The organism is Tardiphaga sp. 619_E2_N8_4 (assembly GCF_051810905.1).
GTDB lineage: Bacteria > Pseudomonadota > Alphaproteobacteria > Rhizobiales > Xanthobacteraceae > Tardiphaga > Tardiphaga robiniae.
The window spans coordinates 661,726-687,640 of record NZ_JBPWQJ010000001.1 but is presented as its reverse complement, the minus strand read 5'-3'; the positions used below and the strand labels follow the sequence as shown (position 1 = coordinate 687,640).

Below are 25,915 nucleotides of genomic sequence, written 5' to 3'. Positions count from 1 at the left end.
CGGATGGCACGGGTGTGCCACCCGCAGGTTGAGACGATGTTATTCAGCAGGCACGGCAAGTGGCGGCTCCGATTGCGGGACAGAAGACAGGCTGGTTGCGCCGAACTTGTCCGCGGCAAAGAGCCCGGCTGCAACAAGAGCATAAGCGAGAGCGACGCCGGGCGTCACCCCCAATCCGCCGCCGATCCCGATGGCCTCGCCATGCATGAAGCCGAAATAGGTCAGGACGGCGCCGGCCAGAGCGAAGGCCGAAGCGTTGAGGAATTTGCGTTCGATGACGAACACCGCGATGGCGCCGAGCACCAGGCCGACCAGGATCGAGCCACCGCCCATGACTTCGAGGCCGTGGAACAGCACGCCGTTCTGTCCCATCTTGGCGATGAATTCGGGCGAGTGGATCGCCCCGAAATTCATCCCGGCGGCGCCGAGTGCGCCCGACAGCAGCACCGTAGCCCAGGCCGCAAGATGCGGTGTCAACGCAAGCGCGATGGCCGGCGCGTGTTCGCGTGGCGTGGTCTCGAACGCCTGCGCACAGATCAACATGCCGATATAGAGCAGGATCGGTGAGATCGCGACCACAGGGATAACGGCCAGCATCAGTGAGATGACGCCGAACCAGGAAAGTACGATCACCATCAGGCCGGTCGCTGCCGAGTAGCCGATCCGGCCACCCATCGCTTTCCAGCCGGGATGGCCGATATAGACCGCGTTGATGAAGGGGTTGCCCATCAGGCAGCCGATCAGCGAGACGACGCCGTCGGCGGTCAGCACGCGGGTGGTCGGATATTCGTCGCCGGCAGCTTCCGCGCTTTCGACGTTGTCCATCGCTTCGACCAGATCGTAGATGCCGTAGGGAATGGCGGTGACCAGGATGATGCCGAGGAACTGAAATCCCGAGAACACGTGATCGAAGGCTGGCAGCGGCACCGAGAAACCGAAATTGGTGAAGGCCGCCTTGACGCCGGCAACGCTGACGCCGCCGATTCCGACGCCAAACAGATTGGAGCTCCAAGCGATCACCATGCCGACGCCGATCGCGACGAGGCCAGCCGGAATCCCCTTGGGATATTTATAGCCGCCGAACCAGCTCAGCATGATGATGGCAAAACAGGTGAGGCCGATCACCGGCGTCATGAACATTTCCAGCGCCGGACGCATCGCGATGAAAGCAATGGAGACGCCGGCCAGCGTGCCCAAGAGCGCGGCGCGCGGTGTCACCTTGCGGATCCACGGCGCGATGAAGCCGCCGATCATCAGGATGAAGCTCTGGAAGAACACCCAGACGAGGCCGGCTTCCCAGCCCTTGATGGGATCGCCGGTGGTGATCGAGATCGGCAGCATGATCACGAAGGTGACGATGAACATATGCGGCACGCTGATGCCCGAGGGCAGCGCGCAGACATCGCTGCGGCCGGTCTTCTGCGCCAGTTTGTAGGCGAGCCAGGCGTAGTACATCGTCGACAGGCACATCATCAGGCCCATCGCCGGCAGGATGCGTCCGAACACGATGTTGTCAGGCATTTTCAGGACGAAGCGCAGCAAGCCGGTCAGCACCAGCATGTTGACGAGAATATTGGTGCCGAAGCCGAAAAACGCATTCCAGTCGCCCGGTGTCCATAGAGCGGGCTTGAAGTCGGATTTGCCGGCAGAATCTTTAGAAAACGTCCCCGCGGTCGTGCTCATCGTGATGCTCCTGCTGCAAGTTTGTTGGAAGTCTCCGGTGCATGTTCAGAACGTGTGATGGCGTCGAGAATGGCGGCGGAGTCGGCGACCCAGCCGAAGATGCCGCCCTGGGCCTTGATCATCTTCAGGCCCATCTCGTGGAATTCGGGGAAGTAGGATGCGCAGCCATCCGCGATGACGATGCAGCGATAGCCGCGGTCGTTGGCTTCGCGCACGGTGGTGTTGACGCAGACCTCCGTGGTGACACCGCAGACCAGCAGCGTGTCGATGTCGCGCGCCTTGAGATCGGCGCCGAGCGTCGTGGCGTAGAATGCGCCCTTGCCGGGCTTGTCGATGACGATCTCGCCTTCGACGGGATAGAGTGCGGGAATGATGTCGTGACCGGCCTCGCCGCGAATGAGGATGCGTCCCATCGGACCGGGATCGCCGATCCGCAGTGACGGCGCTCCGCGTTCGATCTTGGCGGGCGGTGCGTCGGAGAGGTCAGGCAGGTGCCCCTCACGGGTGTGCGCCACCATCATTCCGGTTTCGCGCGCGGCTTTCAGGACCGCGGCGATCGGGGCGACGGCGCTGGCGAGTTGCGACACGTCGTTGCCGAGCGTCTCGCCGAAGCCGCCGGGCTCCATGAAATCGCGCTGCATGTCGATGATGACGAGCGCCGTCGTGCCCCAGTCAACCGCGATCGGGCCGGGTTCTGCAAGGACCGTCGTTGTATGCAGTGAGTCCGCCATTGCCGTGTACTCCCCGAGGCATGGATGTCTCAGAGGTTAACAAAGCAAGCAGCGTGCCATTGTGTACAACTGCGACGGTGGAATAGTTTAGGAGATTATATTTATATAAATCATATGGTTATTTCAGAATAGCTTTGCGGCCTAAATGTCGCTCGCAAGCCGGACGCTGGTTAATTGCTTAGTTTGTAGCCGGGGCTGATAGATTGGCAGCGACCGCACGTCATCGCAGCCCGGAGGGCTGCAATGACGCGGCGCGCTTGCCCTCAATCCCAGCCGTCGCCCTTGATGCCTGGATTCGCATAAACGATGCCGCCATCCACCGCGATGGTCGCGCCGACCACATAGTCGCCGGCGCGCGAAGCGAGATAGATCGCGGCGCCCGCCATGTCCTCGTCGGTGCCGATCCGGCCGGCGGGCACGCGGGTTGCCACTTCATCGGCATTGTCGCGTGCAGCCTTGTTCATGTCGGACTGGAACGGGCCCGGCGCGATGGCCGTGACGACGACGTGATCCTGGATCAGTTTGACGGCCATCCGCCGCGTCAGGTGGATCAGGCCGGATTTGCTCGCCGCATAGGAATAGGTCTCCATCGGATTGACGAAGATGCCGTCGATGGAGGCGATATTGATGACCTTGGCGGGCTTGTCCGCGCTGGCTGCTGCACGCAGCGGCCCGGCCAGTGCCTTGGTCAGAAAGAACGGCGTCTTGACGTTCAGCGTCATCACCTTGTCCCAGCCGCTCTCCGGAAAATCATCGAAGTCCGCGCCCCAGGCAGCGCCCGCATTGTTGACGAGAATGTCGAGCTTGGGTTCGCGCTTCTTGATTTCGGCAGCCAGCATCTCGATTCCGGCCATGGTGGAGATGTCGATCGGCAGCGCGATGCATTCGCCGGCATATTGCGCGGAGAGTTCTTTCGCGGTGGCTTCGCACGGGCCGGCCTTGCGCGCGGTGATATAGACCTTCGCCGCGCCCTGGCTGAGAAATCCTGCCGCGATCATCTTGCCGATGCCGCGCGAGCCGCCGGTGACGAGTGCAATGCGGCCATCGAGCGAAAACAGATTGGTGAACATGACGCCTCCCGCTTGTTTTGTCGTTGGACCGATTGTGTGCGGCGGCGGGCAAGGGGAGTCAACAAGGGGAGTCAACAAGGCGAGTCAACAAGCGCTGCTGCAGTTGACCCAGATCAAGGCCGGAACCGGCGGCCGGCGTAGGCTTCTCGCGTTGGTTCGTCCAGCAAACGGACCTCAACCCAACGGGAGAGTGTCATGAGAGCCCATCAAATTATGACCCGCAAGCTCGTCACCGTGTCGCCGGACGCGTCGATTAGCGAAGCTGCGCGGCTGATGATCGATTATCACGTCAGCGGATTGCCTGTGGTGGATGCGGCCGGCAAGCTGGTCGGCATTGTGACCGAGCGGGACTTCCTGCGTCGGCACGAGGTCGGCACGCAGCGCAGGCGTCCGCGCTGGCTCGAATTCGTGCGTGGCCCCAGCCTGCAGGCCATCGATTATGTCCGCGAAGCCGGCCGCAAGGTGCACGAGATCATGACCCGCGAGGTCCGGACGGTGACCGAGGAGACCGGTCTGGCCGATATTGTCGACGTGATGGAGAAGTATCACATCAAGCGCGTGCCGGTGGTGCAGGGCGACAAGCTCGTGGGTATCGTCAGCCGGCAGAATTTCGTCGAAGCCATCGCCGATCTCATGCACGATGTCTCCGATGTCGGGTCGAGTGATGCGTTGATCCGCCGCCGCATCGTCGCTGTGCTCAGGCATAACGAATGGACACCATTCGGCCTCGACGTCCGGGTGAAGGATGGCGTCGTGGACATCGACGGCTTCATCACGGACGAGAATGTCCGTCGGGCGATTGTCGTGGCTGCTGAAAATGTGACTGGCGTAACCCGCGTCAACGAGCATCTGTGCTGGGTCGATCCGATGTCGGGCGTGTATTTTCCGCCGGATGCCGATCTGCCGCAAAAGCCGGTTTGATCCGGCGCGGGGCGCAGGACTCCAGCAAGGCGGCAGTTCGCCTGCAGCGGGCCAGACTATCCGACGCCGCCGCGCTGGAAGCCGTTCCACATTGCAGTGGCCGCGCCGGAGGTCAGCACCGGCAGATAGCGGGTGTCCTGATAGTTGCCGTTCAGCGAGACCCGCGGCAGCGCTGTGAGCTGCGAGAAGTTGTCCGAGGCGATCACGCCGGGGCGCGTCGTCACGGCTGTTTCGAAGCCGGCGCTTTTCGCCAGTGCGAATTCCCGTGAGCCCGCGGCGCAGCGGTCGCCATAGGGATAGGCAAGATGCACGGCCGGGCGCTGCAGAACGTTTTCGATATCGGTGCGGCTGGCTGACAGCTCATGCACGACCATCGCTTCGCTCTGTTTGGCGAGATTGCAGTGGCTGACGGTATGCGCGCCGATTGTCACCAGCGGATCGGCGGCGAAAGGCTTGAGTTCGTCCCACGACATGCACAGCTCACGGCTGACCGCGTCTTCGTCGATGCCATGCGCAGCGCAGAGTGCGCTGACCTCGCGGCGGATATCCGCTTCTTCCGGCAATCCGCGCAGCCAGCCATGCAGGCGGTCGAACGCCATGTCCTTGCCGGCGAGAGTCGATGTGTCCAGGCGCACCATCTGTCCGTCGATCGGGGCCTCGATCGCATCGGCCCTGGCAACGACGCGCTCCAGCGCCACCCACCACAGCCTGCCTGTGCCGGAGGCGAAGTCGCTGGTGACATAGACCGTGAAGGGAGCGTCGAAATCCCGCATCGCGGGCAATGCATGGTCGCGGTTGTCGCGATAGCCGTCGTCGCAGGTGAAACAGGCGAAGCGGCGCGAGAAATCCCGCTCCGTCAACCGCCGCTGCACTTCATCGGGCGTCACGATATCGACGTCGGTTGCGCGCAGATAAGCGAGGGTGGCGCGCAGGAAATCCGGCGTGATCTCGAGGTGACGGTTGGGCTGGAACGGACCGGCATGCGCAGGACGCACATGGTGCAGCATGAAAATGGTGCCCACGCCGCCGAAGATCGGTCGCAACACCCGGTGGGCGCCGCTGAAATACAGCGCGTCCAGGCCGGCACGAATAATCGTGTTGCGAATCTGCTTCATCGTATGACCGAGCAATTGATGCTACCCACGGAAATGATCAGAAACGATTGAACAAAGCGTTATTCGAATACCCGCGGCGACGCCAGAGGTTTGCCTTGATTTCAATTTGACAGTCCCGCAAGGGTTTGTTTTCTCTCTGTTTCCAGACCCGCAGGACGTCGAATGCACGGATTTTACAGGTGGAGTGCCAAATGGTGGCCCGGGCTCATCCCGCTTGCCATCCTTTGGGCGGTTGCTGCCTGGGTTAGCACGATTCCACTTGAAACGGATTTAACGGCGCACAGCACTGCGGCGCTGAAAAACACGATCCTCGACAAGAGCCAGATCACGGTTGCCGGCCGTGACGTATCGTTTTCTGCCGAAGCGTTTTCCGAAGATGGTCGCCGCAGTGCGGTCTCGTCGGTCGAGGCCACGCCGGGCGTTCGCCTGGTCAATGACGAAACCCGTCTCGTCGCCGAGGCCAAGCCGTTCGTCTGGGTCGCGGAGCGCGACAATGTCCGCGTCACGCTGTGGGGCACCGCGCCATTGCCAGCCAGCAAGGCGCGCATTGTGGAAGCGGCCCGGGCCGCACTCAGCGGAACCGAGGTCTCCGACCGCATGGGTCTGAAGCGCGGCGCGCCGCCGCGGTTTGATGCCGCAGCTGTGCTGTTGCTCGATCAGGTCGCCAAGCTGAAGGAAGGCAAGGCGGTGATTTCGGATACCAATGTCAGCCTCTCCGGCATGGCGCGTGATCTCGGCGGCCGCGAAGCCATTGCGGCGGCGCTGAAGAATCTGCCGGAAGGTTTCACGGTCGCGGCCAATGACGTCAAGGCGCCGCCCTATGTGTTCCAGGCCAACAAGGACCCGGTGACGAATACGCTGACGCTGAGTGGCTATGTCCCGGACAACACCATTCACGCCGCGCTGGCGTCGGCTGCCGGACGCAAGTTCGGCAATGAGAAGATCGTCGATAACCTGAAGGCCAGCATCGGCGCGCCCGGTGGTTTTGCCGCCGCGGTGACGACGGCGCTGGGTGCGCTGTCGCGGCTGTCGACGGGGACCCTGGTGGTGTCCGATCGCGAGGTGAAGCTGTCAGGTGACGCACTCTACGAAGTCGCCGCCGACCAGATCCGCGCAAGTCTGGCGCGCGAGCTCCCGCAGGGTTGGCAGGCCAAGGCCGAAGTCTCGGTGAAGCCCGCCGCGGCGCCGGTCGATGCCAGCGTGTGCCAGCAGCTCTTTGCGCAGAACCTGACCAAGGGCCGCATCCGGTTCGAGCCCTCCAGCGCCAGCATCAATGTGGATTCCGCGGGCTTGCTCGATCGCCTCGTGGAAATCGCCATGCGCTGTCCCAATGTCCGGGTCGAGATCGCCGGTCACACTGACGGCGATGGCGACGCGGCGTTCAATCAGTCGCTGTCGGAAAAGCGTGCGCTCGCCGTCGAAGAATATCTCGTGAAGGCCGGCCTGCCGGCGGACCGTTTCTCCACCATCGGCTACGGCAGCACCCAACCCATCGCCACCAACGATACCGACGAAGGCAAGCTGCAGAATCGCCGGATCGAATTCGTCGTGAGGCAAGCGCCATGACCTATCTCGCGATGTTTCACTGGGGCTGGCTGCTCGGGGCGTTCCTGATCGGCTTCTGCATGGGCTGGATCGCCGTGGTCTATCGCGGGCGTTCGGTGTCGCGGGTCTGGATCCAGCGCCTGTCGGTGCTCGCCGCGGTCATCGTCGGCATCGCGATTGCCAAGGTCGTGCCCGGCCGCTTCGGCTACTGGCTCGATCTCGGCCTCGCATTGTTCGGCTTCTATCTCGTCGGCTGCGCCATTGGGTCGTGGCTGCGCGACATCGTGGTGGTCAGGCAGCAGGCCCGCGTGACCTGAGGTCTGCGGCGCATGTTGCTGCCGTCTTTTTTATCAACGTCTCGCCGCCAAATCGGCGGCATGAGGTCACGAAAGCCTCATTGTCACGTGAGACGCGTCACGACGTCGGCATTTTGCCGCAGCGAATGCGCCCGAGAGGCTGGTGGTTTGTTAGGACTGACCTAATATACTGATGTGGCTTGTTTTTATTCACAGTCGGCGAATTCCACTTTGCCGCAAAACGCGCTACGACGGTTGTGCCGGAGACAACTGATGTGGCGGTTCCGCCGAGGCTAGTCTGACTTCCTGGTCCAGATCTCTCTGGTCAGGGGATCGCATTCGAGGTTGAGATGCTGGAAGCAATACGCAGGGCGATCTCGTTTCTGCGCGAGAAGCAAATCCTGCACAAGCTCGGTGTCTTGATCAGCGTCGCGGTGATCGGCATCGCCTGCTACATGCTGTATCACAAGCTGCGCAACATCGACGCTGCTGCCGTTTTCCGGGCGATGACCGAGACCGAGCCGCGGCTGATCATGTTGTCGGCGCTGTCGGTCGCCGCCGGCTATTTCACGCTGACATTCTATGACTGGTTCGCCGTGCGCACGATCGGTCGCCGCGACGTGCCGTACCGGATCAACGCGCTGGCGGCCTTCACCAGCTATTCCATCGGCCACAATGTCGGCGCCAGCGTCTTCACCGGCGGCGCGGTGCGCTATCGCATCTATTCGGCCTGGGACCTCAGCGCGGTCGATGTCGCCAAGATCGTCTTTCTCGCCGGCCTGACCTTCTGGCTCGGCAATCTCGCGGTGCTCGGCATGGGCATCGCCTATCACCCGGAGGCGGCCAGCGCGATCAACCAGGTGCCGCCATGGATGAACCGCATCCTGGCCTATATCATCCTCGCCGGCCTCGTCGGCTATGTGGTCTGGGTCTGGATGAAGCCGCGCAGCGTCGGCCGCGGCCCATGGTCGGTGGTACTGCCGGGTGGCCCGCTCACCTTGCTGCAGATTACCATCGGCATCATCGATCTCGGTTTCTGCGCGCTGGCGATGTACATGCTGGTGCCCGCCGAGCCTGACGTCGGTTTCGTCGTGGTGGCGGTGGTGTTCGTCTCGGCCACCTTGTTGGGTTTCGCCAGCCATTCGCCCGGCGGTCTTGGCGTGTTCGACGCCGCCATGCTGGTTGGCCTCGAAATGATGGATCAGGAAAAGCTGCTGGCTGGCATGCTGCTGTTCAGGGTGCTTTATTACCTCGCGCCGTTCTTTATATCAGTCATGTTACTGACGCTTCGCGAGCTTATTATCGGTTCGCGATCGAAAAAGCTGCAGGCGGTCGCGGCGGACGCCAAGCCCGGCGTCGGCCACCCGCTCAAGGAACATGGTCGCTCCGGCGCCTGATATACGTTCGCATTCGCAGCAGGAAGAGATCCGGTTCAGATGGCCATTGAAGCTTCTCCATCGACCATGTTTTCGCCGTGGCCAGATCGGCTGCGGCATTCCGCGATCATCCTGCTGGCCGCCGGCCTGGCCTTGGCCGCATTGGTGTTTTTCGGCGAGCTGTCACCGCTGCGCGCGGGCATCGTGTTCGTCTGCATCGCCGGCGCGGCGCTGGTGCCGTGGCGGCTGCATGACGTGGTGACGGCGCGCGACGAGGCGCTGGCCGCCAATCCTGTCGAGGCGCCCGCGGTGCGCGCCATCATTGCCGGCATTCCCGATCCCGCCGTGCTGCTCGACCGTGCCGGCCGCGTCATCCATCTCAATGCCGCAGCGGCGCAGCTTGCGCCGGCACTCCGCAAGAACGAACTGGCGCAATTCGCGCTGCGTTCGCCGGAAATCATCACCGCCTTGCGCGAGTCCATCGCCACCACCGAGCCGCGCCGCGCGACCTATCTCGATCATGTCCCGGTCGATCGTTGGATGGAACTGATGATCACGCCGGTGCCGGTTCCGACCGCCTTTGGCGGCACCGACACCTGCATGCTGATGACGTTCCACGACCAGACGCCGCTGCGCCGTGTCGAGGAAATGCGTGCCGACTTCGTCGCCAATGCCAGCCACGAGCTGCGCACGCCGCTGGCGGCGCTGTCCGGCTTCATTGACACGTTGCAGGGACCGGCCAAGGACGACGCCAAGGCGCGCGAGCGCTTTCTCGGCATCATGCACGCGCAGGCGACCCGCATGGCACGGCTGATCGATGATCTGCTGTCGCTGTCGCGCGTCGAACTGTCGGCGCATGTGCGGCCAGATACGCTGGTCGATATTCTCCCCATCATCCGCCAAGTCGGCGACGGGCTGGAGCCGCTGGCCAATGAGCGCAACGTCAGGATCGAAATGGCGCTGCCGGAGACGCCGGTGTCCATCGCTGGCGATCGCGAGGAATTGCTTCGGCTGTTCGAGAACCTGATCGAGAACGCGCTGAAATACGGCGCGTCCGGTGGCAAGGTGGACGTATCGTTGACCACGGAGTCGACTTCGGAGGGTGTGCCGGAAATCCGCGTCGCCGTGCGGGACTATGGCCCGGGCATCGCCCCCGAGCATCTGCCGCGCCTGACTGAGCGTTTCTACCGGGTCGATGTCGGCGACAGCCGCGCACAGGGCGGTACGGGCCTCGGCCTCTCGCTGGTGAAGCACATCCTGAACCGGCATCGCGGCCGGCTGCTGATCGAAAGCGTGCCGAAGAATGGCGCGACTTTTACCGCCGCCTTTCCGCAGGTGAAGACGCCGCCAGCGCCTCCCGTCTCCGCGGCGTCCTGACGCCTTAAACTCCCTTCGTTCTCTTGCGCCCGTCAGGGCCGCCCTCGGGCGGTCCCGCATCGCTGCGCTTCGCTCAGACAGTCAAAAAAGCCCTGGCGGATGGTGCGGCATTGCGTCCGATCACCCTCAATACCGTGCCCGCCGCTGTCATACGCGCGCATGCGCGCGAGGCCGGATTCCGCCTGCTGAAACATATTGTTAACCCCTGTGACGGTCGATTTTGACGGCCTGGCATGTCCCGTATGGCAGGGCATTTTCGATGTCATTTGCACGGTAAAATTATCCGCGGAGGCAGAAAAACAAAGCATTTACAGATGCTTGGTGCCGTCATCCAAGTGTCACGGAACTATCATAAAAGCACAATCGACCACCCCTAAACGGGCGGCGTGAGCACAACTGGCGCATCCGGCGCGGTCGCTCACGAGATTGGAGACATCCCATGAAATTCCTCAAAGCGATCGTCGCTGCCGGCCTTGTTGCCGCCTCGACCTCGGCATTTGCCGCCGACATCACGGGTGCCGGCGCAACCTTCCCGTTCCCGGTCTATTCGAAGTGGGCCGACGCCTACAAGAAAGAGACTGGCAATGGTTTGAACTACCAGTCGATTGGTTCGGGCGCCGGCATCAAGCAGATCCAGGCCAAGACCGTGACCTTCGGCGCCACCGACGCGCCGCTCAAGGCTGAGCAGCTCGAGAAGGACGGCCTGGTTCAGTGGCCGATGGTGATGGGCGCGATCGTTCCCGTCGTGAATCTCGAAGGCATTGCCTCGGGCGAGCTGGTTCTCTCCGGCGAAGTGCTCGGCGACATCTATCTCGGCAAGGTCACCAAGTGGGACGACGCTGCCATCGCCAAGCTGAACCCGAAGCTGAAGCTGCCCTCGGCCGCGATCACCGTCGTTCGCCGTTCGGACGGTTCGGGCACCACCTTCAACTTCACCGACTATCTGTCCAAGGCCTCGGCTGACTGGAAGACCAAGGTCGGCACCGGCACGGCTGTCGAGTGGCCGGTTGGCGTCGGCGCCAAGGGCAATGAAGGCGTTGCCGGCAATGTCGGTCAGACCAAGAACGCCATCGGTTACGTTGAATATGCTTACGCCAAGCAGAACAAGCTGACCTATGCCGGTCTGATCAACAAGGCTGGCAAGACCGTGCAGCCGACCATCGCTGCCTTCCAGGCCGCTGCGTCGAATGCCGATTGGGCCAAGGCTCCCGGCTATTACGTGATCCTCACCGACCAGCCGGGCGACGCGTCCTGGCCGATCACTGCCGCGACCTTCATCCTGATGCACAAGACTCCGGTCGATAAGGCTGCATCGGCTGAAGCCGTGAAGTTCTTCAAGTGGTCGTTCGAAAAGGGCGGCAAGATGGCTGAAGAGCTCGACTACATTCCGATGCCGGAACCCGTCGTCAAGCTGATCGAAAAGACCTGGTCGGCTGACATCAAGAGCTGATCGTGTGTGGGAGCGGAGGAGAGGGGCATCTCTCCTCCGCTTCATTCTCTCAAGTCCGATTTGAGCTCTCTAAAGACATCACGCCCTGATCGACCCGCGCGGGGCGCAGCGTTTCAGGTATAGTAACAATCACAGGGGACTGGCGTGGCAGACATGGCCGTACAGAGCTCATCGATGGAAGCAGCCGGGCCTTATGACCGCGCAAAGGCTTTGAGCGCCTTCAAGTTCGGGGATCAGGCGTTCTACTGGATCACGCGCATTTGCGCGATGTCCGTCCTGCTTATCCTCGGTGGCATCATTCTCTCCCTGATTGCCGGCGCCTGGCCGGCGATGAAGGAATTCGGTTTTGCGTTCCTGTGGACGCAGCGCTGGGCGCCATCCGCTGATCCGCCGGTGCTCGGTGCCGTCGGTCCGATCTATGGCACGCTGATCACCTCGGTGATCGCGATGGCTATCGCCATCCCGGTCGGTCTCGGCATCGCGATCTTCCTCACCGAACTGTGCCCGAACTGGCTACGCCGCCCGATCGGCATGGCGGTTGAGCTTCTCGCTGGTATTCCCTCAATCATCTACGGCATGTGGGGCTTCTTCGTGCTCGGCCCGTTCCTGGCCAATCACGTGCAGCCGTTCATGATCAATGCCTTCGAAGGCGTGCCGGTGCTCGGTACCATCTTCGCCGGCCCGCCGTCCTATCTCTCGCTGTTCAACGCGTCGCTGATCCTCGCCATCATGGTGCTGCCCTTCATTACCTCGATCTCGGTCGACGTGTTCAAGACGGTGCCGCCGGTGCTCAAGGAAGCCGCTTACGGCGTCGGTTGCACCACCTGGGAAGTCGTCCGCAACGTCGTCATCCCCTACACCCGCGTCGGTGTGATCGGCGGCGTCATGCTGGCACTTGGCCGAGCGCTCGGTGAAACGATGGCGGTGACCTTCATCATCGGCAACTCGTTCCGCATCACAGGCTCGATCTTTGGCCCGGGCACAACGATCTCGGCGGCGATCGCCAGCGAGTTCGCGGAGAGTGACGGTCTGCATCAATCGGGCCTGATCCTGCTCGGTCTCCTGCTGTTCGTACTGACATTCTTCGTGCTCTCGGCAGCGCGTTTGATGCTGCTGCGTCTGGAAAAGAAGGCGGGCAACTAACATGAACCCGATTTACGCATCCCGCCGTCGCCACGATACGATCATCCGTCTGCTTTGCGTCGGTGCCGCTCTCTTTGGCGTTACCTGGCTCGCGCTGATCCTGTTCACGCTGTTCTACAACGGTCTCGCGGGCATCAGCCTGCAGATATTCACCCAGAACACGCCGCCGCCCGGCTCCATGGAAGGCGGCCTGCTCAATGCCATCGTCGGTTCGGTCATGATGACCGTCATCGGCGTCGGCATCGGCGCGCCGCTCGGCCTGTTTGCCGGCACCTATCTCGCGGAATACGGCAAGCACGACAAACTCACCTCGGTGATCCGCTTCATCAACGACGTGTTGCTGTCGGCCCCGTCCATCATCATCGGCCTGTTCGTTTATGGCGCGGTGGTGATTCCGATGGGCGGCTTCTCGGCTCTCGCCGGCTCGCTCGCGCTCGCCGTGATCGTGATCCCGGTCGTCGTCCGCACCACCGAGGACATGCTCGGCCTGGTGCCCAATCCGTTGCGTGAAGCGGCCTCGGCGCTCGGCCTGCCGCGTTCCTTGGTCATCAAGCGGATCGCCTATCGTGCAGCCCGTTCCGGTCTCATCACCGGCGTGCTGCTGGCGACCGCACGTGTCGCCGGTGAAACGGCGCCGCTGCTGTTCACCGCGCTGAGTAACCAGTTCTTCAGCCTCGATCTCACCAAGACGATGGCCAACCTGCCGGTGACCATCAACAACTTCGTGCAGAGCCCCTACGAGTACTGGAAGCAGCTCGCCTGGAGCGGTGCCCTGATCATCACCTTGACCGTACTTGCCCTTAACATTGGCGCGCGCATTCTCGGCGCCGAGAGGACAGCAAAATGAGTGAGCTTTCTGTGTCGTCTGGCGTTCCTTCCGTTTCGATGCCGCCGCCGTCGGCCCTGCAGGGCGAGAGCCGGCCCAAGGTCACCGTGCGCGATCTCAACTTCTACTATGGCGAACACCACGCTCTGAAGAAGATCAACCTGACGCTGATGGCGAACCGCGTGACTGCGTTCATCGGCCCGTCGGGCTGCGGCAAGTCCACGCTGCTGCGCATCTTCAACCGCATGTATGACCTGTATCCCGGCCAACGTGCCGAAGGTCAGCTCATGCTCGACAACCAGAACATTCTGGATCCGAAGCTGGATCTCAACCTGCTGCGCGCCCGCGTCGGCATGGTGTTCCAGAAGCCGACCCCGTTCCCGATGACGATCTATGAAAACATCGCCTTCGGTATCCGCCTCTATGAAAAGATCTCCAAGTCGGAGATGGACGTGCGCGTCGAGAAGGCGCTGCGCGGCGGTGCGCTGTGGAACGAAGTCAAGGACAAGCTCAACGCATCGGGCCTCAGCCTGTCGGGCGGTCAGCAGCAGCGCCTGTGCATCGCGCGCACCATCGCGGTGCGGCCAGAAGTGATCCTGTTCGACGAGCCGTGCTCGGCGCTGGATCCGATCTCGACCGCGAAAATCGAGGAGCTGATCGACGAGTTGAAGGATCAGTACACGATCGCGATCGTGACCCATAACATGCAGCAGGCTGCCCGCGTCTCCGACAGCACGGCCTTCATGTATCTCGGCGAGTTGATCGAGTTCGATCAGACCAACAAGATCTTCACGTCGCCGACCGATCGCCGCACCCAGGATTACATCACCGGCCGCTTCGGCTGACGCGACATATTCGCGGGAGGAATTTGAGATGGCTTTTGAACACACCACCAAGGCTTTCGACGACGATCTGCAGGAGCTGACCCGTCTCGTTGCCGAGATGGGTGGCCTCGCGGAACGGCAGATCGTCGAATCCGTCGATGCGCTGATCCGCCGGGACGTCGCGCTCGGTGCGCGCGTCGTCGCCACTGACTCCGAGATCGACCAGTTGCAGCGCACGATCGAAGAGCGCGCCGTGCTGACCATCGCCAAGCGCCAGCCGATGGCTGTCGATCTGCGCGAGATCGTCGGCGCGCTGCGCGTCGCCACCGATCTGGAACGCATCGGCGATCTCTCCAAGAATATCGGTAAGCGCGTCAATGCACTCGACAGCGACTTCCATCCGCTGAAGCTGATCCGCGGCCTCGAGCACATGACCGACCTCGTGACCACCCAGGTCAAGGCTGTGCTCGACGCCTATGCCGCACACGATCTGCCCGCCGCGATGACGGTGTGGAAGGGCGACGAGGAAATCGACGCGATCTGCACCTCGCTGTTCCGCGAACTCCTGACCTATATGATGGAAGACCCGCGTAATATTTCGTTCTGTATCCACCTGATGTTCTGCGCCAAGAATATCGAGCGGATCGGTGACCATGCCACCAATATTGCGGAAACCGTGTTCTACATGATCGAGGGCCAGCAGATCCTCGACAAGCGCCCGAAGGGCGACATGACCACATTCGCGAATACGCCGACGGTCTGAAGCATGATCCGGAAAAGTGGAAGCCAGTCTTCCGCAAGGATCATGATCTAAAGGCTTTTCGGACGTCACTGAGGATATTGACCATATGGCTGTGAATGCACGCATTCTGGTGGTGGAGGACGAGGAAGCCCTCACGACGCTTCTTCGCTACAATCTCGACGCCGAAGGCTATGATGTTGAAACCGTCGCTCGCGGCGACGATGCGGACACCCGCTTGAAGGAGCGGGTGCCGGATCTCGTGGTGCTCGACTGGATGCTGCCGGGCCTGTCCGGCATCGAACTGTGCCGCCGCTTGCGCGCACGGCCTGAAACCAAGGCATTGCCGATCATCATGCTGACGGCGCGTGGCGAAGAGAGCGAGCGCGTCCGCGGTCTCGCCACCGGTGCCGACGACTACATCGTCAAGCCGTTCTCCGTGCCGGAGCTCCTGGCCCGCGTGAAGGGCCTGCTCCGTCGTGCAGCTCCCGAGCGTCTCGCCACTGTCCTGGCGTTTGGCGACATCGAACTCGACCGTGACAAGCGCCGCGTCGTGCGCTCAAGCCGTCCGATCGATCTCGGTCCGACCGAATATCGCCTGCTGGAGTTCTTCCTGGAACATCCGGGCCGCGTGTTCAGCCGCGAGCAGTTGCTCGACAGCGTCTGGGGCCGCGACATCTATATCGACGAGCGCACCGTCGACGTGCATATCGGCCGCCTGCGCAAGCTGCTCAATCCCGCCGGTGAGCCCGATCCGATCCGCACCGTGCGCGGCGCCGGCTACGCGCTGGACGACCGGTTCGACAAGGCGGCGGAGTAGGTATCTTCCTTCTCCCCGCCTGCGGGGAGAAGGTGGCCCGGCATTGCGCAGCGACGCCGGGTCGGATGAGGGGGACTCTCCATCGGCTTCGGAGTCTGTGGAGCGGGGCCCTCACCCGACGCCCTCATGCTTCGCATGCGGACGCCGACATCTCCCCGCAAGCGGGGCGAGGTTAGAAGCCCCAAACAAAAAATGCCCGGCTCATCACCGGGCATTTTCATTTGGTTTAGATATCTTCCAGCTCAGCGCGTCGGCTTCGGCACCGCGCGGCGGCGGTCGCTGGCCGGCTGATAGGCGATGCGCGAGTGATGTGCGCAATAGGGGGCGCCGGCCAGGGCCTTGCCGCCGCAGAAATAGAAGTCCGCGCTCGACGGATCGCCGATCGGCCAATGGCAGGTGGCTTCGTTGAGTTCGACCAGCGACAGGCGCTGGCTGATCGGCACAATGTTGTCATAGGCGATCGGGTCGGGCTCGGCCTCGATCTCGTAGTTATGGGCCAATGCTGTGTTGCCGCGCGCCATCGGGCGGGCGACGCGTACCATCTGCTGCGCCGGGCGCGCCTTGCGCTGCCGCGGAGCTGCCGAGGAGGGGCTCTTGGCACGGCCGGACAGGCCGAGACGGTGCACCTTGCCGATTACGGCGTTGCGGGTCACGTTACCGAGTTCCGCAGCGATCTGGCTCGCGGAAAGGCCGCCTTCCCAGAGTTTCTTCAACTGTTCGACGCGATCGTCGGTCCATGTCATTACCGTCATCGCCGTTTTCCCTTCGTGAGCGCCGGCCTGACCGGGCAGCGCTGCGAGTTGAGACTTCAAAAATCCCTGCGGTCAGAATCCTTTAGCGCTCACCGGGCGCGAATTTCGCGTCCGGCTGTTACGCCGCACTGGATGTGTCAAAAGGATCTACCGCCGCACGAGATGTCGTATCCGACGAGGCAAAAGCTACAATATGCCGTGACTCGCGCGCAAGAGTCGGGCATGCCGCGTCCACATGCTTCTGCAAATAAAGCTGCAAAATCGGCTTTTTCTGCGACTCCGTGTGACTCGAAAGCCGCAGTGCGCGGTTGACAGTCTTCACAGCACACATAGAATAATGCCCACGTGCCGCCCGAGAAGGGCGGCACGTTTCGTTTCTAGGGTCCGTTGTTCGATTTCGCACAGTTGTCATCGACGCGGCCGCAGTCTTTTCGATCGGATCGGTTATGACCAGCAACGCAACGTCTTCGCCCCTCTCTCAGGCTCACTTGCTGCCTGTTTTCGCGCGTGCGGATGTCGCTTTCGAGCGCGGTGAAGGCGCGTGGCTGATTGGAACCGATGGCGAGCGTTATCTCGATTTCACCAGCGGCGTTGCCGTGAACGCGCTGGGCCATGCGCACCCACATATGGTCGCCGCATTGCAGGAGCAGGCCACCAAGCTCTGGCACATGTCGAACCTGTTCAAGAGCCCGGACGGCGAGCGCCTCGCCGCGCGGCTGTGCGAACAGAGCTTTGCCGACTTCGTATTCTTCGCCAATTCGGGTGCGGAAGCGATGGAATGCGCGATCAAGGTGACCCGCCACTATCATTTCTCCAAGGGCCACCCCGAGCGCACGCGCATTATCACCTTTGAAGGCGCATTCCATGGCCGCACCCTCGGCACGCTGGCGGCGACCGGCGCTGCCAAATATCTTGAAGGCTATGGCACGCCGCTCGACGGCTTCGATCAGTTGCCGCTCGGCGATATCGAAGCGGTGAAGAAGGCGATCGGTCCGAACACCGCCGGCATTCTCATCGAGCCGCTGCAGGGTGAGGGTGGCGTGCGTGCACCGAGCAACGCGTTCTTCGGCGCGCTACGCGAACTCTGCGACAAGAACGGCATTCTGCTGATCTTCGACGAAGTGCAGACCGGCATGGGCCGCACCGGCGAGTTGTTCGCCTATCAGCGCATTGGTGTGACGCCTGATGTGATGTCGCTCGCCAAGGCGCTCGGTGGCGGCTTCCCGATCGGCGCATGCCTCGTCACGGCGGAAGCGGCCGAAGGCATGGCGCCCGGCTCGCACGGCTCGACCTTCGGTGGCAATCCGCTGGCGGTCGCTGCCGCGAATTCCGTGCTCGATATCATGCTGAAGCCCGGTTTCTTCGACCATGTGAAGAAGATGTCGCTGCTGCTCAAACAGAAACTCGCGGGCGTGGTCGACGGCCACCCTGATGTGCTCAGCGAAGTGCGCGGCGAAGGTCTGCTGATCGGCCTCAAGGCTGTCGTGCCGGCTGGTGATCTCGTGGCCGCATTGCGTGACGCGAAGCTGCTGACCGTCGGCGCCGGCGATAATGTCGTGCGCTTCCTGCCGCCGCTAATCGTCAGCGAGTCCGAGATCGAGCAGGCCGTGCAGCGGCTGGAACAGGCCTGCGTGGCCCTCGGTTCATCTGCCAAGACGCAGGGAGCCGCGTGATGAGCACGTCACTGCGGCACTTTCTTGATCTCACGGCCGTGCCGGCCAGTGAGTTGCGCAATATCATGAACGCGGCTGCCGCCATGAAGGCGAAGCTGAAGGGGCGGGATGGCACGAATGCCGAGCCCGATCGTCCGCTCAAGAACAAGACGCTGGCGATGATCTTCGAGAAGCCCTCGACGCGCACTCGCGTGTCATTCGAGGTCGGCATGCGCCAGCTCGGCGGCGAAGTCGTGATGCTCACCGGCGCCGAAATGCAGCTCGGTCGCGGCGAGACCATTGCCGACACCGCACGCGTACTGTCGCGCTTCGTCGACATCATCATGATCCGCATCCTCAATCATGACTCGCTGATGGAGCTCGCGGAAAATGCGACCGTGCCAGTCATCAATGGCCTGACGCGCTTCTCGCATCCCTGCCAGGTGATGGCGGATGTGATGACCTATGAGGAACATCGCGGCCCGATCAAGGGCCGCACCGTGGCCTGGACCGGCGACGACAACAATGTGCTGATGTCCTGGGCCCATGCGGCCGAGCGCTTCCAGTTCAAACTCAATATCGCGACGCCGCCGCAGCTGTCGCCGAAGAAGCCGTTCAAGGACTGGGTCAAGGCGGCAAACGCGCCGATCACCTTCAGCGACGATCCCGATGCGATGGTGAAGGGCGTCGATTGCGTTGTCACCGACACCTGGGTGTCGATGGGCGACAAGGACGGCGAGACCCGCCACAACCTGCTCAAGCCCTATCAGGTCAATGCGCGCCTGATGTCACTGGCCAAGCCGGACGCACTCTTCATGCATTGCTTGCCGGCGCATCGCGGCGAGGAAGTCACCGACGAGGTCATCGACGGTCCGCAGTCGGTGGTGTTCGACGAGGCCGAAAACCGTCTGCATGCACAGAAGGGCATTCTGGCCTGGTGCCTCAACGCGGTGGCGTGAGGCGCGATCAGCGATCGAGTTCTGTCGCGGCCAGCTCGGCCACCTGAAAGTCGATGCTCGCCGGATCGTCGTCGCCGAGGAACCATGCGGCCGAGAGGCCGGTCCATGCCAGGACCCATTGCAGTAAGCGATAGCGATCGAGTTTGGCCGCGTCGCTGACGACCTCGACACGCCGCTGGAAACGGCCTGGCAAGGTCGAGACCGGGCGCGTGGGGTCCGAGAGATCCGGGTTGGTGAAAATGTTGGCGAAGTCGAAGCCGCGCTCGCCGATGATGTGCTTCGGATCGATGGCAAGCCAACCACGCTCCCCGAAGTCCAGCACATTGTCATGGTGGAGGTCGCCGTGCAGCACGGTCACCTCGCGCGGGTCGTCCAGCAAAGCGTTGGCCGTTTCGGAACAGCGACGTAACAGGCCGCCATGGGTCGCTGCGGCCGGCGCGAGTTCGCGGAACCAATGCCGCAGCGGTACCAGCGGAGGCGGCGATTTTTGCCTGGGCCGGTGCAACCGCGCCGCCACGGCGCACAGGATGCGCGAGGCTTCGTCGTCCTGTCCACCACGCGCCATGTCGGAGAGCGAGGCCGGGCCTTGCGCGCGTTCCATCAGCAATGCGTCGTCATGGCGGGCCAGAACCCGTGCGGCGCCGTCGCCGTCCCACCATTCCAGTACCGCGCTGCCGGCGCGTTCGTCCTCGCCCTTGGCCAGTTTCAGCATCGCCGGCTGGCCCCGATGCAGGACTGGCAGCAAATATCCAGCGTGGGAGGTAATGGGCGTGCCGTCCGGGACGAGGTGCCATCGCCTAAGGTAGGTTTCAAACATCGTTCGCTTATACTTGGTAGATATTTCATCCGAGCGGGGGCAAATCGTCGCCGGATGCCTTGTATTCGTTCGGACATTTGCCCCTTTGCGGGGTTTCGATTTCAGCTCCTCGCCCTTACATAGAGCGCCATGACCCCATCAAATCCAAATCTCCAGCCCGACGCCCCCATCCGCGCGCCGTCTTCCGTTCCGGTCGATGACGCGGTGCTGCCCTTCGAGGTGGCGCCGCTCGACCTGCGCGGGCGGCTGACGCGGCTTGGTCCGGCACTCGATGAACTGCTCGCCAAGCATGATTATCCCGCGCCGGTGGCCAAGCTGCTCGGCGAGGCCATCGTGCTGACCACACTGCTTGGCTCGTCGCTGAAATTCGACGGCCGCTTCATCCTGCAGACCCAGACCGACGGTCCGGTGTCGCTGATGATCGTCGACTTCCGCGCGCCCGATAAAATGCGCGCCTATGCGCGGTTCGATGCCGAGCGCCTTTTGCCCGGTCTTGGCACCGCGGCGCTGCTCGGCAAGGGCCATCTGGCGATGACCGTTGATCAGGGGGCGGATATGAGCCGCTATCAGGGGCTCGTCGCGTTGAATGGCGGCACGCTGGAAGATGCCGCACATGAATACTTCCTGCGCTCCGAACAGATTCCGACCAAGGTGCGCCTCGCCGTCGGCGAAGAATGGCGCAGCGGCGAGGAAGGCGGCCCGACACATCGCTGGCGCGCCGGTGGCATGCTGCTGCAGTTCCTGCCGAAGGCGCCGGAGCGCGTGCAGCGCGACCTCCATGCCGGCGATGCGCCGGAGGGCGCGAAGGTGGATGCTGTGCCGGAAGATGACGCCTGGGTCGAGGGCCAGTCGCTGATTGGCACCGTCGAGGACGTCGAGCTGATCGATCCGGATCTGTCCGGCGAGCGGCTGCTATATCGCCTGTTTCACGAGCGCGGCGTCCGCGTCTTCGCGTCATCGCCGCTGCGCGCGGAGTGTTCCTGTTCGCGCGATGCCGTGTCCGGCATGCTGAAGAGCTTCGAGCCGCAGGACCGCGCCGATATGGTCAAGGACGACAAGGTCGTCGTGACCTGCGAGTTCTGTTCGTCGGTGTACGAGTTCACACCGCAGGAAGCGGGCGTGGAATAGGCATTCGCCCGCGTCACACCCCGCTGTCATTCCCCGGCACACCAATTGGTGCGGCGAGGAAACTCAATCCACACTCGTCATTCCGGGGCGCGGCCGGCACTTGCCGGACGCGAACCCGGAATCCCAGAGTGTTTTACGCTGTCGGAGACTCCCATGCGGGGATTCCGGGTTCACGTGCGCAAAGATGCGCCCGCGCCCCGGAATGACAGTTTGGGGCCGCAAGACAGCGCCTAAACATTTTTTCCTATCCTCTGTTGACAAGATCCCTGCCTTGATTATATTCCCCTTCGTCCGGCCCCGATGAGAGGGGCGATCGCGATCGTCACGTTCGCGGGGCTGGATGCGGTGGACGCCGGAGATGCGGCGTTACGCGGTTCATGGGGAACGTCTGTCTTCGGGCAGGACGGATCTGCGCCAGCACTGCTACTGGCAAGGAGACGGCCGACCTTGGGATGGGAAGAGCCCTGGACAGTGTGACGGACGACCAAATCGAAACGCGTTCGGCCAAGTGCTTTGCGGCTACCCTGTCCCTCCGCCCTGGGACATTAATTTTGGTGATGGGACCGTTCGCCATGGCAGATGTGCAAGCAACCGAAAAAACACCGCAGGCGGAACGTCGGGCAATCGCTCGGCGCCTCCGAAAGTCCTGATGCACTCCAGATTGCGGAAGACCGCATTCGCATCAGGCCCAAGGGTGCAACGGGCACCCGGCGTTCCGCACGCCCTCTCACAAGGGGGCGGGAATGCAAGAGACGACGGCGCCCCCGCGCCGCAAACAATGGGGGCGATGACGCATGTCTGAAAAGCAGTGGCTGTTTGAAAATTGAATCTGCGATGAGGCCGTAGGATGGGTAGAGCGCAGGCGCATCTTGCGCCGGAGCGAAACCCATCACCAACATCAACATACGGTGGTGATGATGGGTTTCGCGAAGACGCTCTACCCATCCTACATTTCTACGGCGGTCGCCTAATTCAGCACGCGCTTGCCGTCCGGTCCGTCCAGCGAAAACAGCGGCACGTCGATCTCGAACGGCTCGCCGGTATCGGTCACCATCTGATAGGTGCCTTCCATGAAGCCGGACGTCGTCGGCAGCGGCACGCGCGATGTGTATTCGAAGCGTTCGCCGGGCCCGAGTACGGGTTGCTCGCCGACGACGCCTTCGCCGCGCACTTCCTGCATGCGGCCGGATGCATCGGTGATGATCCAGTGCCGGGTCTTCAACTGCACGGTCTCTTTGCCGGCATTGGTGATGACGACCGTATAGGACCAGAAGAACTGTCGCTTCTCCTGCGACGAGCTTTCAGGCATGAAATTCGGTTCGACGGTGACTTCGATCTGTCGTGTTATGGCGCGGTACATGGCGGTGTCATCGTTCAAAATGCGTCGCAAGCATAGCGAAAAACACGTTACCGGCCAAATCCAGGGAAAATCGGCGTGGAGTGCTGCGCGGAACGGCGGCAACCCATCGCGGTTTCAACATAGTTACCCCATAATCGATCCCTGATTTGGCTATGACGTGACGGATCGCCCCATGCAGATGGCCTGCGTGGTGTGGGGCGGTCGATTTTCATCATGCGACGATTTCCGTTGAGCGGTGCTGAATGACCTCTGTTGCCGACCCGATTGCCGGCCTGCCCCACGCAGATGCGTCCTCCCACGTGTCCGCGTCGCGCGCCTCGACGCGTGCCGATGCCGTGTCGTTTCCCGTCGCAGGCACCGAACGCGAATTGCGCCTCGATCTGTTTCGCGGGCTGGCGCTGTGGCTGATCTTCATCGATCACCTGCCGCCGAATATCCTGACCTGGCTGACGATCCGTAATTACGGTTTCAGCGACGCCACCGAGATCTTCATCTTCATCTCCGGCTATACCGCCGCTTTCGTCTATGGCCGCGCGATGCAGGAGCAGGGCACGCTGGTGGCCAGCGCGCGCATCTTCAAGCGCGTCTGGCAGATCTATGTCGCCCACGTCTTCCTGTTCACGATCTTCCTCGCGGAAATCTCCTATGTTGCGACGCGGTTCGAGAACCCGCTTTATTCCGAGGAAATGGGGATTCTCGATTTTCTCAAACAGCCCGACGTGACCATCGTTCAGGCGCTGTTACTGAAATTTCGCCCGGTCAACATGGACGTGTTGCCGCTCTATATCGTCCTCATGCTGTTCCTGCCGCCGATCCTCTGGCTGATGCGGCGCCGCGCCGATCTCACGCTGGCGCTGTCGGTCGGTCTTTATGCGCTGACCTGGGAATTCGACCTGCATCTGACGGCCTACCCGAACGGCGTCTGGGCCTTCAATCCGTTCGCCTGGCAATTGCTGTTCGTGTTCGGTGCCTGGTGCGCGCTGGGCGGCGCCGTCAGGATGTCGCGGATACTGTCATCCAACATCACGCTGTGGCTCTGTGTGGCCTATCTGCTGGCGGCGTTCTGGGTGACGCTGACCTGGTACATTCCGCAGATCCACCATCTGCTGCCGAAGGTCATCGAGCAGTGGATGTATCCCATCAACAAGACCGATCTCGATGTGCTGCGCTTCGCCCACTTCCTGGCGCTGGCGGCGCTGACGGTCCGTTTCCTGCCCAAGGACTGGCCGGGGCTGAAATCGGTCTGGCTGCGGCCAATGGTGCTGTGCGGCCAGCACTCCCTCGAAATCTTCTGTATCGGGGTGTTCCTGGCCTTTGCTGGCCATTTCGTGCTGGCTGAGGTCGCCGGCGGGGCTGGCATGCATGCCCTGATCAGCTTCCTCGGCATAGTTGTTATGTCAACCGCCGCCTGGGTGTTTTCGTGGTACAAGGGCGTCACTGTCAAAGGCGGATCCCGCGCCAAACGATCCGACGCGGATCTCGCAGGAGGGGAAGCATGAAGGCCGTTCTGCGGCTCACGATGCTGGCTGGCCTGCTGGTGGCGGCTCCTGTCCGGGCCGAACCGCCCGCGCATACCTGTGAGGTTCCCGCCTACCTCCTGACCTCCGAAAGCACCCTGCCCAAGGTCGAGGCTGCGGCCAAACCGGGCGGAAAGCTCGATATTCTGGTCATTGGCAGCCGATCCTCGGTGATCGGGGTCTCCGACCATTCCGCGGCCTATCCGAACCGCCTGCAGGCCTATCTGAAGGAGAAGCTGCCGGGCGTCGAGGTGAACGTGGCGCTGGAGCTGCAGGTCAAGAAGACCGCCGAGGAAATGGCCCCGACCCTGGAACAGCTGGTGACGGACAAGAAGCCGAACCTGGTGATCTGGCAGACCGGAACCGTGGATGCCATGAAGCAGGCCGACGCCGACGACTTCCGGAACGCCCTGGATGACGGCGTTGCCGCCATGCAAAAGGCCGGAACTGACGTCATTTTAATGAATCTGCAGTACAGTCCGCGCACGGAGACGATGATTTCCGGCTCCGCCTACCTAGATAATATGCGTGTGGTGGCGCAGCAGCACGACGTCCCGCTGTTCGACCGTTTCGCCATCATGCGGCACTGGAATGAGAGCGGTGATTTTGACCTGTTCAGTGCGTCGCCCGGCATGGAGCTGGCGAAGCGGGTGCATGATTGTCTTGGCCGGGCGCTTTCGACCTTCGTCGTCGATGCGGCCAAGATCAAAGCAGCGGATTTGAGGATTCAGCGTTAATGAGTTTCGTCGGCCATTTGTCTCGTCTTGCTGTCGTCGCTGCCTTTGCCGCTTCCACGACCTTCGCGCTCCCGATCTCATCGTCCGTCGCTCACGCGGAAGCGGCGCAGGCCGCCCCGGCTGACAGCAAGGGCGCCGACCAGGGCGTTGCGGCGAATGACCCCGCGGACGCCGCGAAGAGGGGCGTCGCTGCGAAGGCCATCGACAAGGTCAAGGAAGTCGCAAAGACCGCGACCGATATCTTGAGCCGCGTCCCCTGCCGTACACCGAAAGGCGGCATGAAGGCGATGGGCGCGCTGCCGCATGTGGCCAGCAAGCTCGTGGCCGGCAAGCCTGTGGTCATCGTTGCGTTCGGCTCGTCCTCCACCGAAGGCTACGGTTCGACGGCGCCGGAATTCACCTATCCGAACCGCCTTGCAGCGCAGCTGCATCGTGCTTACCCGTCGGCCAACATCACCGTGCTCAACCGCGGCAAGGGCGGCGAAGATGCGCCGGAAATGATGGCGCGGCTGCAGAGCGAAGTGATCAATTCGAAGCCTGACCTCGTGATCTGGCAGGTCGGCACCAATGCGGTGCTGCGCAATCTCGATCCCGGCGAAACCAGCAAGATGGTGGAAGACGGCGTCGCCCGCATTCAGGCGGCGGGTGCCGATCTGGTGCTGGTCGATCCGCAATATTCGCCGCTGGTGAATACGCGGCCAGAGGGCACCAGCAAGATGGTCTCGCTGCTGCATAAGGTGGCCGAACTGCGCAAGGTCGGCATCTTCCCGCGCTTCGAAGTGATGAAGGAATGGCACGAAGGTCAGCAGATGTCGTTCGACAGCTTCGTCATTGCCGACGGCCTACACATGAATGACTGGGGCTATGCCTGCTTCGCGCAGTTGCTTGGCGACAACATCATCAAGTCGGTCGGCCAGGTGAAGCTCGGCATCAACGAGCCGCAGATGCAGCAGGCGCAGAAGCCGCTGTAAGTTCGAAGAGGGGCGAATGCCTCTCAGCCGTCATTGCGAGCCCGCGAAATTCGCCTTCGGCGATTTTCGCTGAGCGAAGCAATCCAGTCTTGCTTGAAAGAAAGTC

General features: G+C 62.4%; 24 protein-coding genes. 17 read left to right on the top strand and 7 right to left on the bottom strand.

Annotation, left to right across the window (positions count from 1 at the left end; all coding sequences use genetic code 11):
* Nucleotides 1-39: 39 nt before the first annotated feature.
* The 3 genes from AB8A23_RS03250 to AB8A23_RS03240 all read right to left on the bottom strand — a co-directional run bounded on the left by AB8A23_RS03250 (nucleotide 40) and on the right by AB8A23_RS03240 (nucleotide 3,484).
* Nucleotides 40-1,683 (bottom strand): regulator, encoded by a 1,644-nt coding sequence (locus AB8A23_RS03250; protein WP_439056901.1) that lies wholly within the window; start codon nucleotides 1,681-1,683, stop codon nucleotides 40-42.
* Entirely contained in the window at nucleotides 1,680-2,414 is a 735-nt protein-coding gene (locus AB8A23_RS03245; protein ID WP_439056902.1) for a cysteine hydrolase family protein, read from the bottom strand. Before AB8A23_RS03245 ends, AB8A23_RS03250 begins: the two co-directional genes overlap by 4 nt.
* 263 nt (nucleotides 2,415-2,677) lie before the next feature.
* Nucleotides 2,678-3,484: an SDR family oxidoreductase gene (locus tag AB8A23_RS03240; RefSeq protein WP_439056903.1), complete on the bottom strand. Its 807-nt coding sequence runs from the start codon at nucleotides 3,482-3,484 to the stop codon at nucleotides 2,678-2,680.
* Between the two features lie 195 nt (nucleotides 3,485-3,679).
* Between AB8A23_RS03240 and AB8A23_RS03235 the strand changes: the two genes are divergently transcribed.
* The gene (locus AB8A23_RS03235; protein WP_439056904.1) at nucleotides 3,680-4,405 is read left to right on the top strand and encodes a CBS domain-containing protein; all 726 of its coding nucleotides are present in this window, start codon (nucleotides 3,680-3,682) and stop codon (nucleotides 4,403-4,405) included.
* Nucleotides 4,406-4,461: 56 nt separating this feature from the next.
* On the opposite strand, the gene AB8A23_RS03230 is transcribed toward AB8A23_RS03235, so the two are convergent.
* Nucleotides 4,462-5,520, bottom strand: coding sequence for a polysaccharide deacetylase family protein (locus AB8A23_RS03230; RefSeq protein ID WP_439056905.1), 1,059 nt, complete (start codon nucleotides 5,518-5,520; stop codon nucleotides 4,462-4,464).
* Between the two features lie 162 nt (nucleotides 5,521-5,682).
* Here AB8A23_RS03230 and AB8A23_RS03225 point away from each other — a divergent pair, with 162 nt between their 5' ends.
* From AB8A23_RS03225 to phoB, 10 genes are all read left to right on the top strand, one after another.
* Nucleotides 5,683-7,086 carry an OmpA family protein gene (locus AB8A23_RS03225; RefSeq protein ID WP_120287912.1) on the top strand — a complete coding sequence of 468 codons (1,404 nt, stop codon included), beginning with the start codon at nucleotides 5,683-5,685 and terminating at the stop codon, nucleotides 7,084-7,086.
* Nucleotides 7,083-7,382: a hypothetical protein gene (locus AB8A23_RS03220; protein ID WP_175369588.1), complete on the top strand. Its 300-nt coding sequence runs from the start codon at nucleotides 7,083-7,085 to the stop codon at nucleotides 7,380-7,382. Before AB8A23_RS03225 ends, AB8A23_RS03220 begins: the two co-directional genes overlap by 4 nt.
* A gap of 329 nt (nucleotides 7,383-7,711) precedes the next feature.
* Nucleotides 7,712-8,758, top strand: coding sequence for a lysylphosphatidylglycerol synthase domain-containing protein (locus tag AB8A23_RS03215; RefSeq protein ID WP_089266758.1), 1,047 nt, complete (start codon nucleotides 7,712-7,714; stop codon nucleotides 8,756-8,758).
* Between the two features lie 39 nt (nucleotides 8,759-8,797).
* Nucleotides 8,798-10,114: an ATP-binding protein gene (locus AB8A23_RS03210; RefSeq protein ID WP_439056906.1), complete on the top strand. Its 1,317-nt coding sequence runs from the start codon at nucleotides 8,798-8,800 to the stop codon at nucleotides 10,112-10,114.
* 439 nt (nucleotides 10,115-10,553) lie between these two features.
* On the top strand, nucleotides 10,554-11,564 hold the full coding sequence (gene pstS / locus AB8A23_RS03205; RefSeq protein ID WP_120287914.1) for a phosphate ABC transporter substrate-binding protein PstS: 1,011 nt from the start codon (nucleotides 10,554-10,556) through the stop codon (nucleotides 11,562-11,564).
* 153 nt (nucleotides 11,565-11,717) lie between these two features.
* Nucleotides 11,718-12,707, top strand: a complete 990-nt coding sequence (pstC, locus tag AB8A23_RS03200; RefSeq protein ID WP_309943818.1) for a phosphate ABC transporter permease subunit PstC — start codon at nucleotides 11,718-11,720, stop codon at nucleotides 12,705-12,707.
* 1 nt (nucleotide 12,708) lies between these two features.
* Nucleotides 12,709-13,554: a phosphate ABC transporter permease PstA gene (gene pstA / locus AB8A23_RS03195; protein ID WP_120287916.1), complete on the top strand. Its 846-nt coding sequence runs from the start codon at nucleotides 12,709-12,711 to the stop codon at nucleotides 13,552-13,554.
* Complete coding sequence (pstB, locus tag AB8A23_RS03190; RefSeq protein WP_309940773.1) at nucleotides 13,551-14,378, top strand: phosphate ABC transporter ATP-binding protein PstB; 828 nt, start codon at nucleotides 13,551-13,553, stop codon at nucleotides 14,376-14,378. Before pstA ends, pstB begins: the two co-directional genes overlap by 4 nt.
* Nucleotides 14,379-14,406: 28 nt before the next feature.
* Nucleotides 14,407-15,120: a phosphate signaling complex protein PhoU gene (phoU, locus tag AB8A23_RS03185; protein ID WP_089266763.1), complete on the top strand. Its 714-nt coding sequence runs from the start codon at nucleotides 14,407-14,409 to the stop codon at nucleotides 15,118-15,120.
* Nucleotides 15,121-15,211: 91 nt separating this feature from the next.
* The gene (gene phoB, locus AB8A23_RS03180; RefSeq protein ID WP_068737970.1) at nucleotides 15,212-15,916 is read left to right on the top strand and encodes a phosphate regulon transcriptional regulator PhoB; all 705 of its coding nucleotides are present in this window, start codon (nucleotides 15,212-15,214) and stop codon (nucleotides 15,914-15,916) included.
* Between the two features lie 242 nt (nucleotides 15,917-16,158).
* Here phoB and AB8A23_RS03175 read toward each other — a convergent pair whose 3' ends face one another.
* The gene (locus tag AB8A23_RS03175; RefSeq protein WP_068737968.1) at nucleotides 16,159-16,668 is read right to left on the bottom strand and encodes a GcrA family cell cycle regulator; all 510 of its coding nucleotides are present in this window, start codon (nucleotides 16,666-16,668) and stop codon (nucleotides 16,159-16,161) included.
* 446 nt (nucleotides 16,669-17,114) lie between these two features.
* Here AB8A23_RS03175 and AB8A23_RS03170 point away from each other — a divergent pair, with 446 nt between their 5' ends.
* Entirely contained in the window at nucleotides 17,115-18,341 is a 1,227-nt protein-coding gene (locus AB8A23_RS03170) for an aspartate aminotransferase family protein (protein WP_093758055.1), read from the top strand.
* Nucleotides 18,341-19,279, top strand: coding sequence for an ornithine carbamoyltransferase (gene argF, locus AB8A23_RS03165; RefSeq protein ID WP_439056907.1), 939 nt, complete (start codon nucleotides 18,341-18,343; stop codon nucleotides 19,277-19,279). Before AB8A23_RS03170 ends, argF begins: the two co-directional genes overlap by 1 nt.
* A 7-nt stretch (nucleotides 19,280-19,286) precedes the next feature.
* Here argF and AB8A23_RS03160 read toward each other — a convergent pair whose 3' ends face one another.
* Nucleotides 19,287-20,096: an aminoglycoside phosphotransferase family protein gene (locus AB8A23_RS03160; protein ID WP_439056908.1), complete on the bottom strand. Its 810-nt coding sequence runs from the start codon at nucleotides 20,094-20,096 to the stop codon at nucleotides 19,287-19,289.
* Nucleotides 20,097-20,225: 129 nt separating this feature from the next.
* Here AB8A23_RS03160 and AB8A23_RS03155 point away from each other — a divergent pair, with 129 nt between their 5' ends.
* A complete protein-coding gene (locus AB8A23_RS03155; protein WP_439056909.1) occupies nucleotides 20,226-21,224 on the top strand; it encodes an Hsp33 family molecular chaperone in 999 nt (332 codons plus the stop codon).
* A gap of 967 nt (nucleotides 21,225-22,191) precedes the next feature.
* Here the strand turns inward: AB8A23_RS03155 and apaG are convergent.
* Nucleotides 22,192-22,584, bottom strand: coding sequence for a Co2+/Mg2+ efflux protein ApaG (gene apaG, locus AB8A23_RS03150; protein WP_089266768.1), 393 nt, complete (start codon nucleotides 22,582-22,584; stop codon nucleotides 22,192-22,194).
* A 242-nt stretch (nucleotides 22,585-22,826) separates the two neighbouring features.
* Between apaG and AB8A23_RS03145 the strand changes: the two genes are divergently transcribed.
* From AB8A23_RS03145 to AB8A23_RS03135, 3 genes are read left to right on the top strand one after another with little or no spacing between them, the layout of a single operon-like run.
* Nucleotides 22,827-24,083, top strand: a complete 1,257-nt coding sequence (locus AB8A23_RS03145) for an OpgC domain-containing protein (RefSeq protein ID WP_439056910.1) — start codon at nucleotides 22,827-22,829, stop codon at nucleotides 24,081-24,083.
* Nucleotides 24,080-24,838: an SGNH/GDSL hydrolase family protein gene (locus tag AB8A23_RS03140; protein WP_439056911.1), complete on the top strand. Its 759-nt coding sequence runs from the start codon at nucleotides 24,080-24,082 to the stop codon at nucleotides 24,836-24,838. The genes AB8A23_RS03145 and AB8A23_RS03140 overlap by 4 nt, the downstream gene beginning before the upstream one ends.
* Nucleotides 24,838-25,809, top strand: a complete 972-nt coding sequence (locus AB8A23_RS03135; protein ID WP_439056912.1) for an SGNH/GDSL hydrolase family protein — start codon at nucleotides 24,838-24,840, stop codon at nucleotides 25,807-25,809. The genes AB8A23_RS03140 and AB8A23_RS03135 overlap by 1 nt, the downstream gene beginning before the upstream one ends.
* Nucleotides 25,810-25,915: the final 106 nt, after the last annotated feature.

Excerpts from the sequence above, each read along its gene's own strand:
- AB8A23_RS03215 (WP_089266758.1), top strand. The coding sequence starts at position 7,712 with ATGCTGGAAGCAATACGCAGGGCGATCTCGTTTCTGCGCGAGAAGCAA.
- argF (WP_439056907.1), top strand. The coding sequence starts at position 18,341 with ATGAGCACGTCACTGCGGCACTTTCTTGATCTCACGGCCGTGCCGGCC.
- AB8A23_RS03230 (WP_439056905.1), bottom strand. The coding sequence starts at position 5,520 with ATGAAGCAGATTCGCAACACGATTATTCGTGCCGGCCTGGACGCGCTG.
- phoU (WP_089266763.1), top strand. The coding sequence starts at position 14,407 with ATGGCTTTTGAACACACCACCAAGGCTTTCGACGACGATCTGCAGGAG.
- AB8A23_RS03155 (WP_439056909.1), top strand. The coding sequence starts at position 20,226 with ATGACCCCATCAAATCCAAATCTCCAGCCCGACGCCCCCATCCGCGCG.
- AB8A23_RS03160 (WP_439056908.1), bottom strand. The coding sequence starts at position 20,096 with ATGTTTGAAACCTACCTTAGGCGATGGCACCTCGTCCCGGACGGCACG.
- AB8A23_RS03145 (WP_439056910.1), top strand. The coding sequence starts at position 22,827 with ATGACCTCTGTTGCCGACCCGATTGCCGGCCTGCCCCACGCAGATGCG.
- pstB (WP_309940773.1), top strand. The coding sequence starts at position 13,551 with ATGAGTGAGCTTTCTGTGTCGTCTGGCGTTCCTTCCGTTTCGATGCCG.
- AB8A23_RS03170 (WP_093758055.1), top strand. The coding sequence starts at position 17,115 with ATGACCAGCAACGCAACGTCTTCGCCCCTCTCTCAGGCTCACTTGCTG.
- AB8A23_RS03245 (WP_439056902.1), bottom strand. The coding sequence starts at position 2,414 with ATGGCGGACTCACTGCATACAACGACGGTCCTTGCAGAACCCGGCCCG.
- apaG (WP_089266768.1), bottom strand. The coding sequence starts at position 22,584 with ATGTACCGCGCCATAACACGACAGATCGAAGTCACCGTCGAACCGAAT.
- AB8A23_RS03210 (WP_439056906.1), top strand. The coding sequence starts at position 8,798 with ATGGCCATTGAAGCTTCTCCATCGACCATGTTTTCGCCGTGGCCAGAT.
- AB8A23_RS03135 (WP_439056912.1), top strand. The coding sequence starts at position 24,838 with ATGAGTTTCGTCGGCCATTTGTCTCGTCTTGCTGTCGTCGCTGCCTTT.
- AB8A23_RS03250 (WP_439056901.1), bottom strand. The coding sequence starts at position 1,683 with ATGAGCACGACCGCGGGGACGTTTTCTAAAGATTCTGCCGGCAAATCC.
- AB8A23_RS03175 (WP_068737968.1), bottom strand. The coding sequence starts at position 16,668 with ATGACGGTAATGACATGGACCGACGATCGCGTCGAACAGTTGAAGAAA.
- AB8A23_RS03140 (WP_439056911.1), top strand. The coding sequence starts at position 24,080 with ATGAAGGCCGTTCTGCGGCTCACGATGCTGGCTGGCCTGCTGGTGGCG.
- AB8A23_RS03220 (WP_175369588.1), top strand. The coding sequence starts at position 7,083 with ATGACCTATCTCGCGATGTTTCACTGGGGCTGGCTGCTCGGGGCGTTC.
- AB8A23_RS03235 (WP_439056904.1), top strand. The coding sequence starts at position 3,680 with ATGAGAGCCCATCAAATTATGACCCGCAAGCTCGTCACCGTGTCGCCG.
- pstA (WP_120287916.1), top strand. The coding sequence starts at position 12,709 with ATGAACCCGATTTACGCATCCCGCCGTCGCCACGATACGATCATCCGT.
- pstC (WP_309943818.1), top strand. The coding sequence starts at position 11,718 with ATGGCCGTACAGAGCTCATCGATGGAAGCAGCCGGGCCTTATGACCGC.
- pstS (WP_120287914.1), top strand. The coding sequence starts at position 10,554 with ATGAAATTCCTCAAAGCGATCGTCGCTGCCGGCCTTGTTGCCGCCTCG.
- AB8A23_RS03240 (WP_439056903.1), bottom strand. The coding sequence starts at position 3,484 with ATGTTCACCAATCTGTTTTCGCTCGATGGCCGCATTGCACTCGTCACC.
- AB8A23_RS03225 (WP_120287912.1), top strand. The coding sequence starts at position 5,683 with ATGCACGGATTTTACAGGTGGAGTGCCAAATGGTGGCCCGGGCTCATC.